Origin of the sequence: Formosa haliotis (genome assembly GCF_001685485.1) — a bacterium.
GTDB lineage: Bacteria > Bacteroidota > Bacteroidia > Flavobacteriales > Flavobacteriaceae > Formosa > Formosa haliotis.
The window spans coordinates 2,393,061-2,410,868 of record NZ_BDEL01000001.1; the positions used below are offsets into that span (position 1 = coordinate 2,393,061).

The 17,808-nt window shown below is 35.8% G+C and carries 12 protein-coding genes; 6 read left to right on the forward strand and 6 right to left on the reverse strand.

The annotated features are described in order from the left end of the window. Positions 1 to 111: 111 nt before the first annotated feature. From A9D35_RS09850 to panC, 6 genes are all read right to left on the reverse strand, one after another. On the reverse strand, positions 112 to 2,214 hold the full coding sequence (locus tag A9D35_RS09850; RefSeq protein WP_066222317.1) for a M13 family metallopeptidase: 2,103 nt from the start codon (positions 2,212 to 2,214) through the stop codon (positions 112 to 114). A 105-nt stretch (positions 2,215 to 2,319) separates the two neighbouring features. Beyond that, entirely contained in the window at positions 2,320 to 3,681 is a 1,362-nt protein-coding gene (gene radA, locus A9D35_RS09855; protein WP_066222320.1) for a DNA repair protein RadA, read from the reverse strand. Beyond that, the gene (locus A9D35_RS09860) at positions 3,681 to 4,829 is read right to left on the reverse strand and encodes an alpha/beta hydrolase (protein WP_066222323.1); all 1,149 of its coding nucleotides are present in this window, start codon (positions 4,827 to 4,829) and stop codon (positions 3,681 to 3,683) included. Before A9D35_RS09860 ends, radA begins: the two co-directional genes overlap by 1 nt. Positions 4,830 to 4,921: 92 nt before the next feature. Beyond that, entirely contained in the window at positions 4,922 to 5,833 is a 912-nt protein-coding gene (locus A9D35_RS09865; protein ID WP_235817886.1) for a lysylphosphatidylglycerol synthase transmembrane domain-containing protein, read from the reverse strand. A 51-nt stretch (positions 5,834 to 5,884) separates the two neighbouring features. Continuing rightward, entirely contained in the window at positions 5,885 to 6,235 is a 351-nt protein-coding gene (gene panD, locus A9D35_RS09870; RefSeq protein WP_066222328.1) for an aspartate 1-decarboxylase, read from the reverse strand. A gap of 13 nt (positions 6,236 to 6,248) precedes the next feature. Beyond that, the gene (gene panC, locus A9D35_RS09875; RefSeq protein ID WP_369692164.1) at positions 6,249 to 7,028 is read right to left on the reverse strand and encodes a pantoate--beta-alanine ligase; all 780 of its coding nucleotides are present in this window, start codon (positions 7,026 to 7,028) and stop codon (positions 6,249 to 6,251) included. 176 nt (positions 7,029 to 7,204) lie between these two features. On the opposite strand from panC, the gene A9D35_RS09880 reads away from it, so the two are divergent. The 6 genes from A9D35_RS09880 to atpD all read left to right on the forward strand — a co-directional run bounded on the left by A9D35_RS09880 (position 7,205) and on the right by atpD (position 17,758). Further along, entirely contained in the window at positions 7,205 to 8,014 is an 810-nt protein-coding gene (locus tag A9D35_RS09880) for a glycogen/starch synthase (protein ID WP_066222334.1), read from the forward strand. A gap of 24 nt (positions 8,015 to 8,038) precedes the next feature. Continuing rightward, positions 8,039 to 9,649: a BamH family beta-barrel-assembly machinery protein gene (gene bamH, locus A9D35_RS09885; RefSeq protein WP_066222337.1), complete on the forward strand. Its 1,611-nt coding sequence runs from the start codon at positions 8,039 to 8,041 to the stop codon at positions 9,647 to 9,649. A 6-nt stretch (positions 9,650 to 9,655) separates the two neighbouring features. After that, positions 9,656 to 11,506, forward strand: coding sequence for a glutamine--fructose-6-phosphate transaminase (isomerizing) (gene glmS, locus A9D35_RS09890; RefSeq protein WP_066222343.1), 1,851 nt, complete (start codon positions 9,656 to 9,658; stop codon positions 11,504 to 11,506). 221 nt (positions 11,507 to 11,727) lie between these two features. Further along, complete coding sequence (locus A9D35_RS09895) at positions 11,728 to 14,454, forward strand: TonB-dependent receptor (RefSeq protein WP_066222345.1); 2,727 nt, start codon at positions 11,728 to 11,730, stop codon at positions 14,452 to 14,454. Between the two features lie 12 nt (positions 14,455 to 14,466). Continuing rightward, complete coding sequence (locus tag A9D35_RS09900; protein WP_066222347.1) at positions 14,467 to 16,083, forward strand: SGNH/GDSL hydrolase family protein; 1,617 nt, start codon at positions 14,467 to 14,469, stop codon at positions 16,081 to 16,083. Positions 16,084 to 16,249: 166 nt separating this feature from the next. Further along, a complete protein-coding gene (atpD, locus tag A9D35_RS09905) occupies positions 16,250 to 17,758 on the forward strand; it encodes a F0F1 ATP synthase subunit beta (protein WP_066222351.1) in 1,509 nt (502 codons plus the stop codon). Positions 17,759 to 17,808: the final 50 nt, after the last annotated feature.

The window sequence follows — 17,808 nt, forward strand, 5'->3', positions numbered from 1 at the left end:
AAAGCACAAACACGTTTGTTTTTACGCCCTCGTTTTCAATAGTATATCAAAGGTAAAAGAAAACCCCCGAACAAAATGTCGGGGGTTTTAAAATTTTTAACTCAAATGCGATTACCAGATTTTAACTCTGTTTTCTGGTGCGATATACATTTTATCGCCTTCTACAATACCAAAAGCATCGTAAAATGCATCGACATTTAAAAGTGGTTGTACAGCACGATTCATACCAGGTGAGTGTGGATCTGTTTTAATCTGATTCTTTAAAGCATCATCTCTATAAAGCGATCTCCAAACTGTTGCCCAAGACATAAAGAAACGTTGATCTGCTGTAAGTCCATCGATATTTTCAGGATATCCATTTTCTTTTAAACTTATTTGCAATGCATCATAAGCCGCATTTATACCGCCTAAATCACCAATGTTTTCACCTAAAGTAAATTCACCATTAATGTAGGTTTCTGGAAGCACTTCTATAGCACTATATTGATCGGCTAAAGCCTTTCCTAATTTCGTGAATTGCTCTAAATCTTCATCTGTCCACCAGTTGTTAAGGTTTCCATCTTTATCGAATCTTGAACCAGAATCATCGAAACTATGAGAAATTTCATGTCCGATTACTGCTCCAATTCCACCATAATTCACAGCGTCGTCTGCTTGATAGTTGTAAAACGGTGGTTGTAAAATAGCTGCAGGGAATACAATTTCGTTGTAAGATGGGTTAAAATAAGCATTTACAACTTGTGGCGCCATGCCCCATTCTGTTTTATCTACAGGTTTACCTAATTTATCTAAATCTTGTTGAAAATCCCAAGCCTTGGCATTTTGCATATTTTGAAGATAGGTTCCGCCGTCTTTAGGACTTTTAACTTCCATAGCAGAATAATCTTTCCATTTGTCTGGGTAGGCAATTTTAATTTGAGTCGCTTTAAGTTTCTCTATAGCTTTTGCTTTAGTTTCTTCACTCATCCATGGTAAGGCTGTAATTCGGTGCTCGAAAGCTAAAATTACATTCTTAATCATTTTTTCTGCCTTTGCTTTTGCTTCTGGCGGGAATTTTTCATCTACATATAATTTCCCTAAAGCTTCACCAACCGTCCAATTTATTGTTTGTAAAGCACGCTCGTCTCTTGGGCGTTGTTTTTTAGCTCCACGTAACGTTTTGCTATAAAACTCCCAATTCGCTTCTTCTAACTCATCGCTTAACATACCAGCAGATCCGTTTAGTGCATTCCAACGTAAATAGGTTTTCCAGTCGCTTACATTATTTTTAGCTAAAATACCTTGTAACGCTTTCATGTAGTTAGGTTCGCGTACTATTACAGTATCTAAATTTTTAGCTCCTATGCCATCAAAATACGCTTTCCAGTTAATTGCAGGAACCATTTTTTGTAAATCTGCAACCGATGTTGGATTGTAAGTTTTTCTAGCATCTCTTCGATCTACCTTATCCATTTTAGGCTCTGCTAAACTGGTTTCGAATGCTAAAACTTGTTTCGCTTCTGCCGCTGCAACTTCTTCTGAATCGCCTAAATATTGAAGCATTTTTGTAACATAAGCTACATATTTCTCTCTTTTATCTTTAGAATCTGCATCGTCTTTTACGTAATAATCTCTATCTGGAAGTCCTAAACGTCCTGTACCTATACGTGCTGCATTTTTATTACTGTCTTTTGCATCTGCACCAACACCAAAACCAAAGAACCCTGCTCCTCCTTTAGGTTCCATTTCTATTAAAAACGCCTCTAAATCTTTTACGTTTTTAATAGCGTCTATCTTAGCTAAAACTGGCTTTAACGGTGCAATGCCTTCTTTATTTCTTGCAACCGTATCCATAATGGTTTCGTATAGAAACACGACTTTTTCTTGGTCTGAGCCCGGAAGAATATTTGTTTTTGCTAAATCTTTATCGTCAGACATTGCAGATTGTAAAATATTTAAAACATCTTCGTCTGTTTTTTGTCTAAGCTCATCGAAACTACCCCATCGTGTACGGTCGTCTGGAATTGTATTGTTTTTTATCCAGTTTCCATTAACGTATTCGAAGAAATTTTCGTTAGGCTTTACCGTGGTATCCATGTAATCTAAATTGATTCCAGGCACCACTTCTTCCTTAACAACCACTGCGGTTTCTTGTTTTGGATCGTTTTTACAAGCTGTAAAACTTCCAAATGCAATTGTCCCCAGGATTGATAATCTTAGAATGTTTGTTTTCATAAATTTTAGTTTGATTTATATTTGTTTTTTTCTGAAGTAAACTTATACACTTAGTCTGAATTGTTTCTAAAATGTTACTCAAATTACGAGTTCATTTTCCTTTTACTAAACAATATGCCCAACTAAATCTTCTATTTTCGAAATTAATTGAATCTTTATCGCCTTAGGCTTTAAAGTGATTTTATTATACTTCGATACAAAAATAGTAGAAAATCCTAACTTTTCGGCTTCTAAGATACGTTGTTCCACACGTTGCACGGGACGGATTTCCCCCGACAAGCCAACTTCGGCGGCAAAACAGTAATCTTTTTGAAGCGCCTCATCTTCGTTAGAAGATAAAATTGAAGCTACTACAGCTAAATCTATAGCCGGATCATCGACACTAATTCCACCAGTAATATTTAAAAAAACATCTTTAGCACCTAAACGGAAACCTGCTCGTTTTTCTAAAACTGCTAGCAACATATTTAATCGTTTGGCATTAAAACCTGTGGCCGAACGCTGCGGTGTCCCATAAACAGCAGTACTTACTAAGGCTTGAACCTCGATCATGAGCGGACGCATACCTTCCAAAGTTGCAGCAATGGCATTTCCGCTTAATTCTTCATCTTTCTTAGAAATTAAAATCTCTGAAGGATTAGACACTTCCCGTAATCCGGACCCTTGCATTTCGTAAATCCCTAATTCGTTAGTCGACCCAAATCTATTTTTATTAGCTCGTAAAATTCTAAACACATGATTTCTATCGCCTTCAAACTGAAGTACAGTATCTACCATATGTTCTAATATTTTTGGACCTGCAATATGTCCGTCTTTTGTAATATGCCCAATTAACACCACTGGTGTCGAAGTTTCTTTAGCAAATTTTATAAGCTCTGTAGTACATTCTTTAATTTGAGAAATGCTTCCAGACGAAGATTCTATATAATCGCTATGTAAAGTCTGAATTGAATCGACAATAACAATATCGGGCTGTAAATCTTCAATTTGCTTGAAGATATTTTGTGTTTTTGTTTCGGTTAAAATATAGCAATTGCTATTATTAGGATTGATGCGCTCGGCACGCATTTTTATTTGTTTCTGACTCTCTTCTCCAGAAACATAAAGTGTTTTATAAGGCAGCTTTAATGCCACCTGAAGCAGTAATGTACTTTTTCCTATTCCTGGTTCACCACCTAAAAGCGTTAACGACCCCGGAACAATACCACCACCAAGTACTCGATTTAATTCTTGATCGAAAGTATCTAATCGCGCTTCTTGAGAGGCATCAATTTCGTTTATTAATAAAGGCCTCGACGTTCGCTTATTTTGGGTTGCAGAAGGGGTTTTCCAATCGCTTTTTTCTGGAGTCTGAATCACTTCTTCGGCTATAGTATTCCACGCTTTACACGAGTTACATTGCCCTTGCCATTTCGCATATTGTGCCCCGCAACTCTGACAATAAAATGTGGTTTTTACTTTCGCCATTAATATCCGAAATCTGCTTTAATTCGATTTGCACGTTCTATCATATCATCCTTTGTTAAGCCCGCAATTTCATCGAAAATATACGAGGATTGATAGGTTTTCATAGCCTTTTTAGGTTGGTTATTTTCTTCGTAATAACGTGCCATGTAATATTGACCTAACATGGTTTCTGGATACGATTTTCTAGCCATTTTACCCAATTCTTCAAAATCTTTAAATTCCGATTTCTTTTCAATAGCCGCAGCAATAGCTTTATAATCGTTTACCAATATGGTTTTATCTACACCGTATAATTCTTTAATAGATTCATACTTATCTTTTAAATAATCTATCGCAGGTTTATCTCCTGCCATAATATCTTTTTCAAACTCACGAGACGTAATAGGCTGGAATACATAAAAAATTCGCTCTAAGGCTTTTGGTATAGCTTGAGCCACTACAGAATAATGGGTTAACCCTTCAAACTCATCAAAATCGTATTGCAAATAGTCGTTTTCAATAACTTTTAAACTATTATTTAATAATTCGGTTCCCGCTTTTACAGATTTTAAATCGTCTGTAGTAGTTGCCAAATAATAAAACGTTTTACGATCTATTTTCCCTAAACGGTCTGGAATATATTTGGTCATATTTGGAGCCAACTCCGGACTTATTACAATATAAGATTGAAATAACGGTTTATCTTTCAACAAATAATAATTAATAAAGTTTGCTGTTTCCCCATGACCAATGGCCAATTTAAAATCTTCTGTTCTGTATTTTTCCTCAATAAACGGGATAAGTTCCATGCCTATAAATTCGAAAAATTCGGCACTACTATCTAAAGGCAAGGAATTTTGTTCGGAAAACATGGTGTCATAATACCGATCGTCAATCTGATTAATTCCAACCACGATTACTTCTGGTACATCTTCCCAATACGAATAATAATCAACGTTTCCGGCTACAACTTCAAATAGATAATCTCCATCTAAAACAACAACTAACGGATATTTTTTCTCGACATTCTTACTATAATTTCTTGGCAATTGAATCTTTAACTGGCGGGTAGCACCAAGTTTTTCAGATTTTATCGTTTCATATATAGCTTGAGCAGAGGCCCATTGGCACGAAAAGACCAAAACAAACAGGTAAATTACTTTTTTCATTTTAATACGGGGTTAGTCCTACGCAAGGTATGAAAAATACTTTTTTTGTTGAAAAAAAATATTTACTAATCAAACGTAATAAAAGAATGGCCTTAAGACTTAATTTTTCTGTTAAAAATAGGCAGTAATAAAAGCGATAAACCACCGCAAATAATGATTAAAATGGTTTGAGACGACCACATAATCCAACCAAAAGCGATACTTGGTCCTTGAGCTATACCAAATAAAGAAAACGCAGCATAAACCGCAACAGGATACGAACCAATACCCCCATTTGTGGCCGCAATACTAAAACTAGCAGAGATAAACCCTATTAAAATAGCTCCTATAGAAATAGGATGCAACCCTTGTACCGCAAAGGTGGTAACATAAAACATTAAAACATACATGCCCCAAATAAAAAGTGTATGCGCTATAAACCACCACTTTTTTTTCATTTTAAAAATACTTAAAACACCTTCTATTAAACCCGAAACAAAGGTTTTAATTTTTAACGCCAATATTGTTTGACTTTTTCTGATATAGACTAAAAAAGCTAATCCTAAACCCAGAAGAAGTACGCCTGCCAAAATAAGTTTAGGCAAATTAAATTTGGACAAAAAGAAATTAAAAATAAAATCGAATTGAAGGAAAAGGGTCACTAAAATAATAGCGAGCATAACAATAAGATCGGCAATGCGCTCGGCAACTACAGTACCAAAACCTTTATCGAAAGGGACATCTTCGTAAGTCGTTAAGATGGAAACCCGAGCTACTTCCCCTGCACGAGGTATGGTATAATTTATTAAATAGGCCGAAAAAACAGCCATAATACTGTTAGATAATTTGACATTGTAACCCATGGGCTCCAACATAAACAACCAACGATAGGCACGCGATAAATGACTTAACAAACCTAAAAATGCTCCTAGTAGAATCCACCAATAATTGGCATTTTTAAAATACACTAAAAGCTCATCTAAAGACACTTTAGACAAGGAATATCCTATTAAAAAAACTCCCAATAAAATTGGGAGTGTGATTTTTAATATTTTGGATATTTTAGGATTCAATACTTATATAAGCTTGTTGGTGGCTTCGTCTGGAAAAACTAAAGCAGGTTTAAATGATTTTGCTTCTTCCAAATCCATAATACCATAAGTAATTAGTATTAAAACATCTCCAGGAGCTACGCGTCTTGCTGCTGCACCATTTAAGGTAATTTCTCCACTATTACGTGGTCCTGGAATTGCATAGGTTTCTAAACGCTCGCCATTGTTATTATTAACAATCTGAACCTTTTCGCCCTGAACAATATTTGCAGCATCCATTAAATCTTCATCAATAGTAATACTACCGATGTAATTTAAATCTGCTCCAGTACATTTTACTCTGTGAATTTTCGATTTTACTACGTGAATTTGCATATCGTAAAGATAATTAATTTAGTGCTAAATTGTCTATTAACCTTATTTCGCCTGCGTAAACTGCTATAAACGCGCGATATAATTTATTTTCAACTTTATGTTTTACAGTTTCTAGTGTTTCCACATCTGCAATTACAAAATATTCTAACTCTAACAATGGGTGGTTTTTAAACTGATCTTCAACCCATTCGGTAACTTCATTAGCACGTTCTGTGCCAAACTTAACTTTGGCAGTTTTAAGTGTTTGATAAATAAACGGAGCGGCGGCTGCATATTCTGAGGTTAATCTTACATTTCGAGAACTCATAGCCAAACCATTAGGCTCGCGTAAAATTTCGCAAGGCACGATGGTTAAAGGCATATTACACTTTTTAACCATATTTTTTATGATGGCTAATTGTTGAAAATCTTTTTCGCCAAAATAAGCACGATTAGGCGTCACGATTTCGAATAATCTTTTAACAATAGTCCCGACACCGTCAAAATGTCCTGGTCTAAAAGCACCTTCCATTTTGTCTTCTAAACCATCAAAATCGAAATTAACCGATACCACATCCTCGCCATAAACATCTGCTACACTAGGTGCGTAAACCAAAATGTGTTCTGAAACCGATTTTAACAAATCGACATCTTTTTCTAAGGTTCTAGGGTATTTAACTAAGTCGTCTGGATTATTAAATTGGGTAGGATTAACAAAAATACTAACTACAAGAGCATCATTTTCGTTTAAGCCTCGTTGCACCAAAGACAGATGCCCGTCGTGCAAAGCGCCCATAGTAGGAACCAACCCCAATGTTTTACCTTGAGATTTTAAAAGTTGTATTTCCTTTTTAATTCCGATTGTTCTGTAATTACCTTCACCTTAATAAAAAATTAACGGTTGCAAACTTAATATTTTACTAGCAATCTGCATAAAATTTTGTAATTTTGCGTGTTTTTTATTTTGAATTCTCAAAAGCCCAGTAATTTATGAAAGATAAGAGGATATTATATGTATCATCTGAAGTAGTTCCTTATTTACCAGAAACTGAAATCTCATCTATGTCGTTTGAAACGCCTAGAATGGTAAATCAACAAGGTGGACAAATCAGGATTTTTATGCCTAGATATGGTAACATCAACGAGAGGAGACATCAACTACACGAAGTTATAAGACTATCTGGTATAAACCTTGTAATTAACGACTTAGACATGCCGCTTATTATAAAAGTAGCATCAATCCCTAAAGAACGTATTCAAGTATATTTCATAGACAACGACGAGTATTTTAAACGTAAAGCGACTTTAACCGACGAGAATGGCGAATTATTTACCGATAATGACGAGCGTGCTATTTTCTTTGCCAAAGGAGTGATAGAAACCGTTAAAAAATTAAACTGGTCTCCAGATATTATTCATGTGCATGGCTGGTTAGCATCATTATTACCGTTATACTTAAAAGAATATTTTGCGGGCGAACCTTTGTTTAACGACAGTAAAATTGTAACCTCTATTTACAATCAAGGTTTTGATGGCACGTTAAACGAAAACATGTCTACCAAAATAAAATTCGACAATATTAATGATGATGTGGTTAAAACTTTAAGCGAGCCTACCTACAACAATTTAATGAAAGTAGCTATAGATTATTCTGATGCTATTATTATTGGATCTGAAGATATTCCTGAAGAAATAACAACTCATTTAGACAATTCTGAAAAACCAGTTTTAGGATATAAAAACAAAGAAGAATTTGGCGAAGCGTATTCAAACTTTTACACTACAGAAGTTTTAAAATAATACGTTTTACTTCATAAAAAATATATGAAAAAGATTTTAAGAGCCCTTAAATTACCAAGCATACTATTATTAACACTTACTGTTTTAGTGGCTTGCGATAGAGATTATAATACTGTAGGAACAGATATAATTGGCGGAAAAAACTTTAAAACAGACAGTATAGTTTATCCTATAATAGCCTTTACTAAAAAAGTAAAGCCCGTACAAACAAACGGGTTATCGTCTAACCTATTAGGTGCTTACAACAATCCAGAATACGGATTAACAACAGCAAGTGTAGTCTCACAAATGGTAACAACAGACGGTAGGTATGCTCCTTCATTTGGAGTAGACCCACAAATAGAATCTGTTACTTTAACCATACCGTATTTTTCTACTGCAACAGAAATCGACGAAGATGGTGTTACAACTTACCGATTAGATTCTTTATATGGCGATAAACCTATTAAACTTTCTATTTACCAAAACACTTACTATTTAAGAACTACAGATCCGAGCTCGAACTTCCAAGACGGACAGGTATATTATTCTAACGCCAACAAAACGATTAATTTCGATGATTTTAGAGGTGAGCTCTTATACGAAAACGATAATTTTACTCCTAGTCCGGAAGAAATAGTTATTGAAGAAGAAAATGAAGATACAGACGAGGAAGAAGTAACCGAGCGTTTATCTCCTCGCCTACAAATAGACCTTTTAAACACTAATAATTTCTGGGAAAAACTACTTTTTGAAAAAGAAGGAAGCCTTGAACTTAGTAACCAAAATAACTTCTTAAATTATTTTAGAGGACTCTATTTTAAAGCTGAAGCTATTAATAATGATGGGAATCAAATATTGTTAAACTTTAATTCTACAGAGGCCGTTTTAGAAGTTAATTACACCTATTTGGAAGGATCTGATGATGATGAGACCGATGATGACGAAGAAAGACAAGAAGGTAGTTTTGCGTTAAAGTTTAATACCACCAGATTAAATACTTTTGAGAGTGAGATTAATATCTCAGATGGTAATTCGAAAACTGGCGACGAGACCTTGTATTTAAAAGGAGGGGAAGGCTCTATGGCGGTTATTCATTTATTTGAAGGGCCAGACACAGACGGCGATGGCGAACCAGACAGTTACCTTGACGATTTTTTATCACATAAGGATAGTTGGCTTATTAACGAAGCACAATTAACTATTTTTGAAGATGCAAGTAAAGTTTATACGGAAGACGATTACCATACCTACGACCGATTATTTGCTTACGACATTACTAATAACTCAACGCTAATAGACTATCAATACGACGGAACTTTAAATACATTAAACCCTCTAGATTCTAAAATTGTACATTTAGGACAACGTTTAGAAAACCAAGGGACGTATAAATATAAGATCCGTTTAACAGAACATATTAAAAACATTTTAGCAAACGATTCAACAAATACAAAAATTGGATTGGTATTATCTACCAATGTAAACAATACGTTGAATGCTCAATTATTAGATAGCGACGGCGATGAAGTAACCACACTTCCAGAAGGCGCTATATTGTCACCAAAAGGAACTATTTTGCACGGAAGTAGTCCTAACGTACCAGAAAATTTACGTGCGAAACTAGAAATTTATTATACCGAACCAGAAAACTAAAAATTTATGTGTGGCATTGTAGGATATATAGGAAACAGAGAAGCTTACCCTATAGTTATAAATGGTCTTAAACGCCTAGAATATCGTGGTTACGATAGTGCAGGTATTGCCATTTACGACGGTAAAGACTTAAAAGTTAGTAAAACAAAAGGAAAAGTTTCAGATTTAGAAGAACGCGTAGAAAAAGAAATTACCACTAATGGTAATGTCGCTATCGGGCATACCCGTTGGGCTACTCACGGAGTTCCAAACGATGTAAACTCTCATCCGCATTATTCTAATTCAGGCGATTTAGTAATTATCCATAATGGAATTATAGAAAACTACGAGTCGTTAAAAAAAGAATTAATAAAAAGAGGATATACTTTTAAATCTGATACAGATACAGAAGTATTAGTAAATCTTATTGAAGAAATCCTTAAAAACGAAAAGAATTTAAAATTAGGGAAAGCCGTACAAATTGCTTTAAATCAAGTGGTAGGTGCCTATGCAATTGCCGTTTTCGATAAAAACAAACCTGACGAAATTGTTGCTGCCAGACTTGGTAGTCCGTTAGCCATTGGTGTTGGAGAAGACGAGTTTTTTATTGCAAGTGATGCGTCTCCGTTTTTAGAATTTACAAAAAATGCCATTTATCTTGAAGACGAAGAATTAGCTATAATTCGTTTAGGTAAAGAAATTAAAATACGAAAAATAAAGGATGATTCTTTAGTAGATCCTTACATTCAAGAGCTTCAACTAAACTTAGAGCAAATTGAAAAGGGAGGTTACGATCATTTCATGCTTAAAGAAATTTACGAACAGCCAACTGCTATACTAGATACTTTTAGAGGCCGATTACTGGTAAATGAAGGTATCATAAAAATGTCGGGGATAGAGGACAACATGAAAAAATTCCTTAATGCCGATCGTATAATCATCGTAGCTTGTGGTACATCTTGGCATGCGGGTTTAGTTTCAGAATACATTTTTGAAGATTTAGCACGTATTCCTGTAGAAGTAGAATATGCTTCAGAATTTAGATATAGAAATCCGGTTATTACAGAAAAAGATATCGTTATTGCCATTTCTCAATCTGGAGAAACTGCAGATACTTTAGCTGCTATAAAATTAGCAAAATCTAAAGGCGCATTCGTATTTGGTGTGTGTAACGTTGTTGGTTCGTCTATCGCTAGAGAGTCTAATGCGGGGGCTTACACCCACGCCGGACCGGAAATTGGTGTGGCATCTACAAAAGCCTTTACTACACAAATTACGGTTTTAACTTTAATGGCTTTACGATTAGCAAGAGCTAAAGGCACAATATCAAGTTCAGATTACCGTCGACATTTAATAGAATTAGAACTTATTCCTGAAAAAGTAAAAAAAGCATTAGAATCTGATGCTTATGTAAAAACAGTTGCTTCTATTTATAAAGATGCCAAAAACTGTTTATACCTAGGAAGAGGTTACAATTTCCCTGTAGCTCTTGAAGGCGCTTTAAAACTTAAGGAAATTTCTTACATACATGCTGAAGGTTACCCTGCGGCAGAAATGAAACATGGCCCTATTGCTTTAATAGACGAGCAAATGCCTGTTATTGTTATTGCTACTAAAAAAGGACATTACGAAAAAGTAGTTAGCAATATTCAAGAAATTAAATCAAGAAAAGGTAAAATTATTGGAATTGTTACTGAAGGAGACGAAAGTGTAAGAGATTTGGCCGACCACGTTATTGAGGTCCCAGATTGTTCTGAATCTTTATCACCACTATTAACCACTATTCCTCTTCAATTATTATCCTATCATATTGCAGTAATGTTAGATAAGAATGTAGATCAACCTCGTAACTTAGCCAAGTCTGTTACAGTAGAATAACATCTTAACACACTATTATAAAAGGGCATTTTTAACTTCGGTTTTAAATGCCCTTGTTTTTTATATACGCAACAAATTCCCGTAAAATCTAAATATCAATAATTATTCAACGGTTTCTTTAGCAGATTTACAATAAACCACTTAATTTTTTATTAACTTTTTTTTAAGGTATAACTAAAAAATGTATATTGCTATCTAAACAATCTAACTAAACCTTGAATATGAAAAACATTTTTTCTCTTCTACTATTGTTTGTATGTGGTGTAACTTTCTCACAAACAACAATAACAGGAACAGTAGCAGATGATAGCACACAACCTATTCCTGGTGCCAATATTATTATAGAAGGCACATCTACTGGAACCGTTACCGATTTTGACGGACATTTCACCCTCTCTACAGATCTAAATCCGCCTTTTAAGGTAATAGTGAGTAGTGTGGGTTTCGATTCAACTTCGGCCATGGTAACAACTAACAATCAAGAATTAACATTTACTATTAAAGAAGGTACCGTTCTAGATGAAGTGGTAATTTCTGCCTCACGAACACCAGAACGTATTTTCGAATCTCCAGTAACCGTAGAACGTTTTGGATTAAAAGAAATTAAAAACACGGCTTCTGCCGACTTCTACGACGGGCTAGAAAATTTAAAAGGTGTAGATATCAACACCAATAGCTTAACCTTTAAGTCGATAAATACACGTGGATTTGCCGCGTTTTCAAATACCAGATTCATGCAATTGGTAGATGGTATGGACAATGCAACACCGGCTTTAAACTTCCCAATAGGAAATTTAGTAGGAATGACGGAAACCGATGTTCTTAGTGTCGAATTACTTCCAGGAGCGTCTTCTGCCCTATACGGTGCGAATGCTTTTAATGGTATTTTATTTATGAGAAGTAAAAACCCATTCGAACATTCTGGAATTAGCGGCTATGCCAAACAAGGAGTTACCGTTCAGGATGCCGCAGGAACCAATTCGTATACCGATGTAGGTATTAGAATCGCTCATAAATTTAGCGATGTCTTTGCTGCTAAAGTCAACTTCTCTTGGTTAAAAGGTACCGATTGGGCTGCCGATAACTATGCTGGAAAACCTGGCACAGGAGCTACAAGAGCCGATATTGATTACGATGGTTATAACGTATATGGTGATGAAGTGTCCACAAATATTAGAGCTGCCTCTGGCGGACTAGGAATAATCCCGAATGTAGAAGTTAGTAGAACGGGTTATAATGAATCGGACTTAACAAACTACAATGCGGAAAGTATAAAAGGAGACTGGGGGCTCTATTTACGTCCGTGGAAATCTGATTTCGAAATTGCCTATGTTGGGAAATTCGGAACAGGAAATACCATTTACCAAGGAACAAACCGTTATAACATTGCAGACTTTTTTCAACAACAACATAAAATTGAAGTAAAAAATGATAACTTCTTTGTTAGAGGGTATGTGGTTGCCGATAATGCTGGAGATTCTTACGATATGGTATTTACCGGAATTAACATTAATAGAACGTGGAAAAGCGATACGCAGTGGTTCGGAGAATACATTAACACCTACGCAGCCTCTACTTTAGGAGGAGCAACAGATACCGAAGCTCACCAAGCGGCAAGAGCTGTTGCAGATCAAGGTCGACTGGTTCCAGGAACCAAAGAATTCGAGGATGCATTTAACACCGTTACTTCTAACCCAGATTTAAATTCAGGATCTCAATTTAAAGATGCTTCTAAATATTATCATTCCGATGCAAATTATAACTTCGGACATTTACTAGATTGGGCAGAAATACAAGTAGGAGGTTCATTTAGACAATATGATTTAAATTCTTCTGGTACCATTTATACCGATACCGATGGTCCTATTAAATATTCTGAAATGGGATTTTATACCCAACTTCAGAAAAAATTCTTAGCTAATGAAGCTTTAAAATTAACAGCCTCGTTACGCTACGACAAATCTGAATTGTTTGACGGATTCTTTTCACCTAGAATATCTTTAGGTTATACTTTAGGAGATACAGACAACCACAATATAAGAGGGTCGTTCCAATCTGGATTTAGAAATCCAACTACCCAAGATTTATTTATTGGTTTAGATGCAGGTAGAGCGATTTTAGTAGGGTCTGCAGAAAGCAATTTAGATCGCGATGTTCGAACTTATCCGGTAAGTGCAAGCGGGCAATCTTTAGGACAACCAGATACGGTAGAAATTGTAGGTAGAGCTGCATACGAAAATGCGTTTACCTTAAATTCTGTTGAAAACGGAGCTCCTGTTGCAGCACATGTAGATCTTGTTAAACCAGAACAAGTTATGTCTTTTGAAATAGGATACCGCGGTAAATTAGAAAATGCTATTGTAGATTTTAGTATGTATTATAACAAATACAAAGACTTTATTTCTAACGAAACAGTTGTTGTACCTTTATACGGAACAGTTGGAGACAATTCGCTGTCTCTAGCGGCCCTGCAAAACGGAGATTACAAAGCCTACCAAACCTATACAAATTCGGCGGCCGATGTAAAATCTTATGGGGCATCTATACAGATATCAACCAAAGTATTCCTTACTTACGATTTATCTGCTAATTATACGTTTGCCAAACAAGATTTCGATCAGGCAGCTTACCCAGATTTCCGAACAAGTTTTAATACTCCTGAACATAAAGTAAAAGCAAGTTTTGGAAACACCGATTTATTTAAAAATTTCGGATTTAATGTATCCTGGAGATGGAGTGACGCGTATTTCTGGCAAGCTACTTTTGGTGATGGTAATATACCGTCTTATCATACTTTTGATGCGCAGGTTAACTACCGAGTACCATCGTTAAAATCTTCATTTAAATTAGGTGCAACCAACCTTTTAGGCGAAGAATATTTTACAGCGATAGGAACCGGTTACATTGGTTCAATGTATTATGTGTCATGGACAATTAACAACTTATAATAAACTTAACTTATGAAAGTAAAATATATATGGTTAGCAGCCCTTTCCCTAACTTTTGCTGCTTGTAATAATGATGATGATGCGTCTTCTCCAGATGATAATGGAATGGTATATCCGCCACTAACAGCAGGAACTGCAGATTTTTCTAACTATGTTTCGGTAGGAAACTCATTAACCGCTGGATATACAGATAATGCCTTGTTTATAGCAAGTCAAAACAATTCTTTCCCTAAAATGTTAGCCGAAAAATTTGAAATGGTTGGCGGAGGCGACTTTATCCAACCCCTTACAAACGACAATTACGGCGGATTAGCCTTAGCGGGAGCACGAATTGCAGCCCCTAGATTAGTCACAACAGGAGGTGCTCCGGTATCTTTAGAATCTGTTATTGGCCCCGTTACCGTGACTACAGACATTGCTTTAAACAACCCAACAGGCCCTTTCAATAATATGGGAGTTCCAGGAGCCAAAAGTTATCATTTGTTGGCAAACGGATACGGAAATATTGGCAATCTTTCTGCTGGTTTAGCAAATCCGTATTTTGTGAGAATGACAGGAAGTACTCCTGATGCCTCGGTTATCGAATTAACAATGGCCCAAAACCCAACCTTCTTTTCACTTTGGATTGGTAATAACGATATCCTAGGTTATGCCACATCGGGAGGCGATGGCTCTAACCCAATAACAGATCAAGCTACCTTTAACTATGCGTATACCACTTTAGTAAACACCCTAACTTCTGGTGGCTCGCAAGGTATTGTTGCTAACATACCTTATGTTACGAGTATTGCACATTTTACAACAGTACCATATAATGCTTTAGACCCTTCTAACCCCGACTTTGCAGCACAGATCCCATTATTAAACATGGTATATGGTTCGCTTAATCAAATTTTTGAAGCCGTAGGACAAAGTGAAAGAACAATCGAATTTTCGGAAACTAGCGCTAGTGCTGTTGTTATTAAAGATAAAAGTTTAGCAGATTTATCTCAAGTAATCACAGGAGCCTTATTGGCTAGCCCAACTTTTCCTGCATTTTTAGAGCAAATAGGGTTACCTGCATCTGCAGCACCTATTGTAGCTCCCCTATTAGGATCAACCTATGGGCAAGCCAGACAAGCTACCGCATCAGATTTATTTGTATTGCCTAGCAGTGCAATTATTGGCACAGTAAACACCACCATCGCCAATGCTTTAATTAGTCAAGGATTACCTCAAAACATAGCCTATCAATTTTCTGCCGAAGGGATAACCCTACCTTTAGAAGATAAGTGGGTATTGATTCCTACGGAGCAAGATGACATTAAAACTGCTACAGATGCGTTTAATGCGACCATAAAAGCAGCTGCAGATCAAGCCAACCTTGCTTTTGTAGATGCCAATGCGGTTTTACAAAAAGTGGCAACACCAGGCGGTTATGGTTACGGCGATTTTATTTTGAATTCGGAATTGGTTACCGGAGGTGCTTTTTCATTAGATGGAGTGCATCCAACCTCGAGGGGTTATGCCTTAATTGCAAATGAATTTATGAAAGCTATTGATGCTACTTACGAATCTAACTTTGAAGCTTCAGGAAACTTAATTAATCTAGGAAACTATCCTACTAACTATTCTCCTTTGCTTCAATAGAGTAAATAAATAAGTTAAAATAAAACGCCTTCTTTACGGGGGCGTTTTTCATTCTATAAAAAAGGTAAAAACATATTTCATTTTAAATATAAACGATTATATTTGCAGCGCGAAAAAACAGTTTTTTTTCAACACATATTAGCAAAAATCTATAAACATTTAAGTAATGTCAAAAATTACAGGTAAAGTTGCACAAATCGTTGGTCCAGTTATCGATGTTGTATTCGAATCAGAAGGCGAACTTCCAAAAATTTACGATTCTTTAGAAATTACAAAAAAAGATGGTACACTTTTAATATTAGAAGTACAATCTCACATTGGTGAAGATACAGTTCGTACCATCGCAATGGACTCTTCAGATGGATTAAGTAGAGGAACAGAAGTTGTTGCAACAGGAGCTCCTATACAAATGCCAATTGGTGATGATGTTTATGGTAGACTTTTCAATGTAATTGGAGATGCTATTGATGGATTAGGAGATTTACCTAAAGCAGGTGATGCTGGATTACCAATCCATAGACCTGCTCCAAAATTTGAAGACTTATCAACATCTACTGAAGTTTTATTTACAGGTATTAAAGTAATCGACTTAATTGAGCCTTACGCAAAAGGAGGTAAAATTGGTTTATTCGGTGGTGCTGGTGTAGGTAAAACAGTATTAATTCAGGAATTGATTAACAATATTGCAAAAGGTCACGGTGGACTTTCAGTATTTGCTGGAGTTGGAGAACGTACACGTGAAGGAAATGACCTTTTAAGAGAGATGTTAGAGTCTGGTATTATTAAATACGGAGATGACTTTATGCACTCTATGGAAGATGGTGGATGGGATTTGTCTAAAGTAGATAAAAACATCATGAAAGAATCGAAAGCGACTTTCGTATTCGGACAAATGAACGAACCACCTGGAGCACGTGCTCGTGTAGCATTATCTGGTTTATCTATCGCAGAATATTTCCGTGATGGTGCTGGAGATGGTCAAGGTAAAGACGTATTATTTTTCGTAGATAACATTTTCCGTTTTACACAAGCTGGTTCAGAGGTATCTGCACTTTTAGGACGTATGCCTTCTGCAGTAGGTTACCAACCAACATTAGCAACAGAAATGGGTGCGATGCAAGAACGCATTACATCTACTAAAACAGGATCTATTACATCTGTACAAGCGGTTTACGTACCTGCAGATGATTTAACTGACCCTGCTCCTGCTACAACCTTTGCTCACTTAGATGCTACTACAGTATTATCTCGTAAAATTGCCGAGCTTGGTATTTACCCTGCGGTAGATCCGTTAGATTCTACATCTAGAATTTTAACAGCAGACATTTTAGGAAAAGATCATTACGACTGTGCACAACGTGTAAAAGAGTTATTACAACGCTATAAAGAATTACAAGATATTATTGCTATTTTAGGTATGGAAGAATTATCTGAAGAAGATAAATTAGCCGTAGGTAGAGCAAGACGTGTACAACGTTTCTTATCTCAGCCATTCCACGTAGCAGAACAATTTACAGGTATACCAGGAGTTTTAGTTGATATTAAAGAAACTATTAAAGGATTTAATATGATTATGGATGGTGAATTAGATCACTTACCAGAAGCAGCATTTAACCTTAAAGGTTCTATTGAAGAAGCTATCGAGTCTGGAGAAAAAATGTTAGCCGACTCATAATTGGTTACTGGTTTTTAGTTCATCGCTAAACAAACCACTAACAAACACCT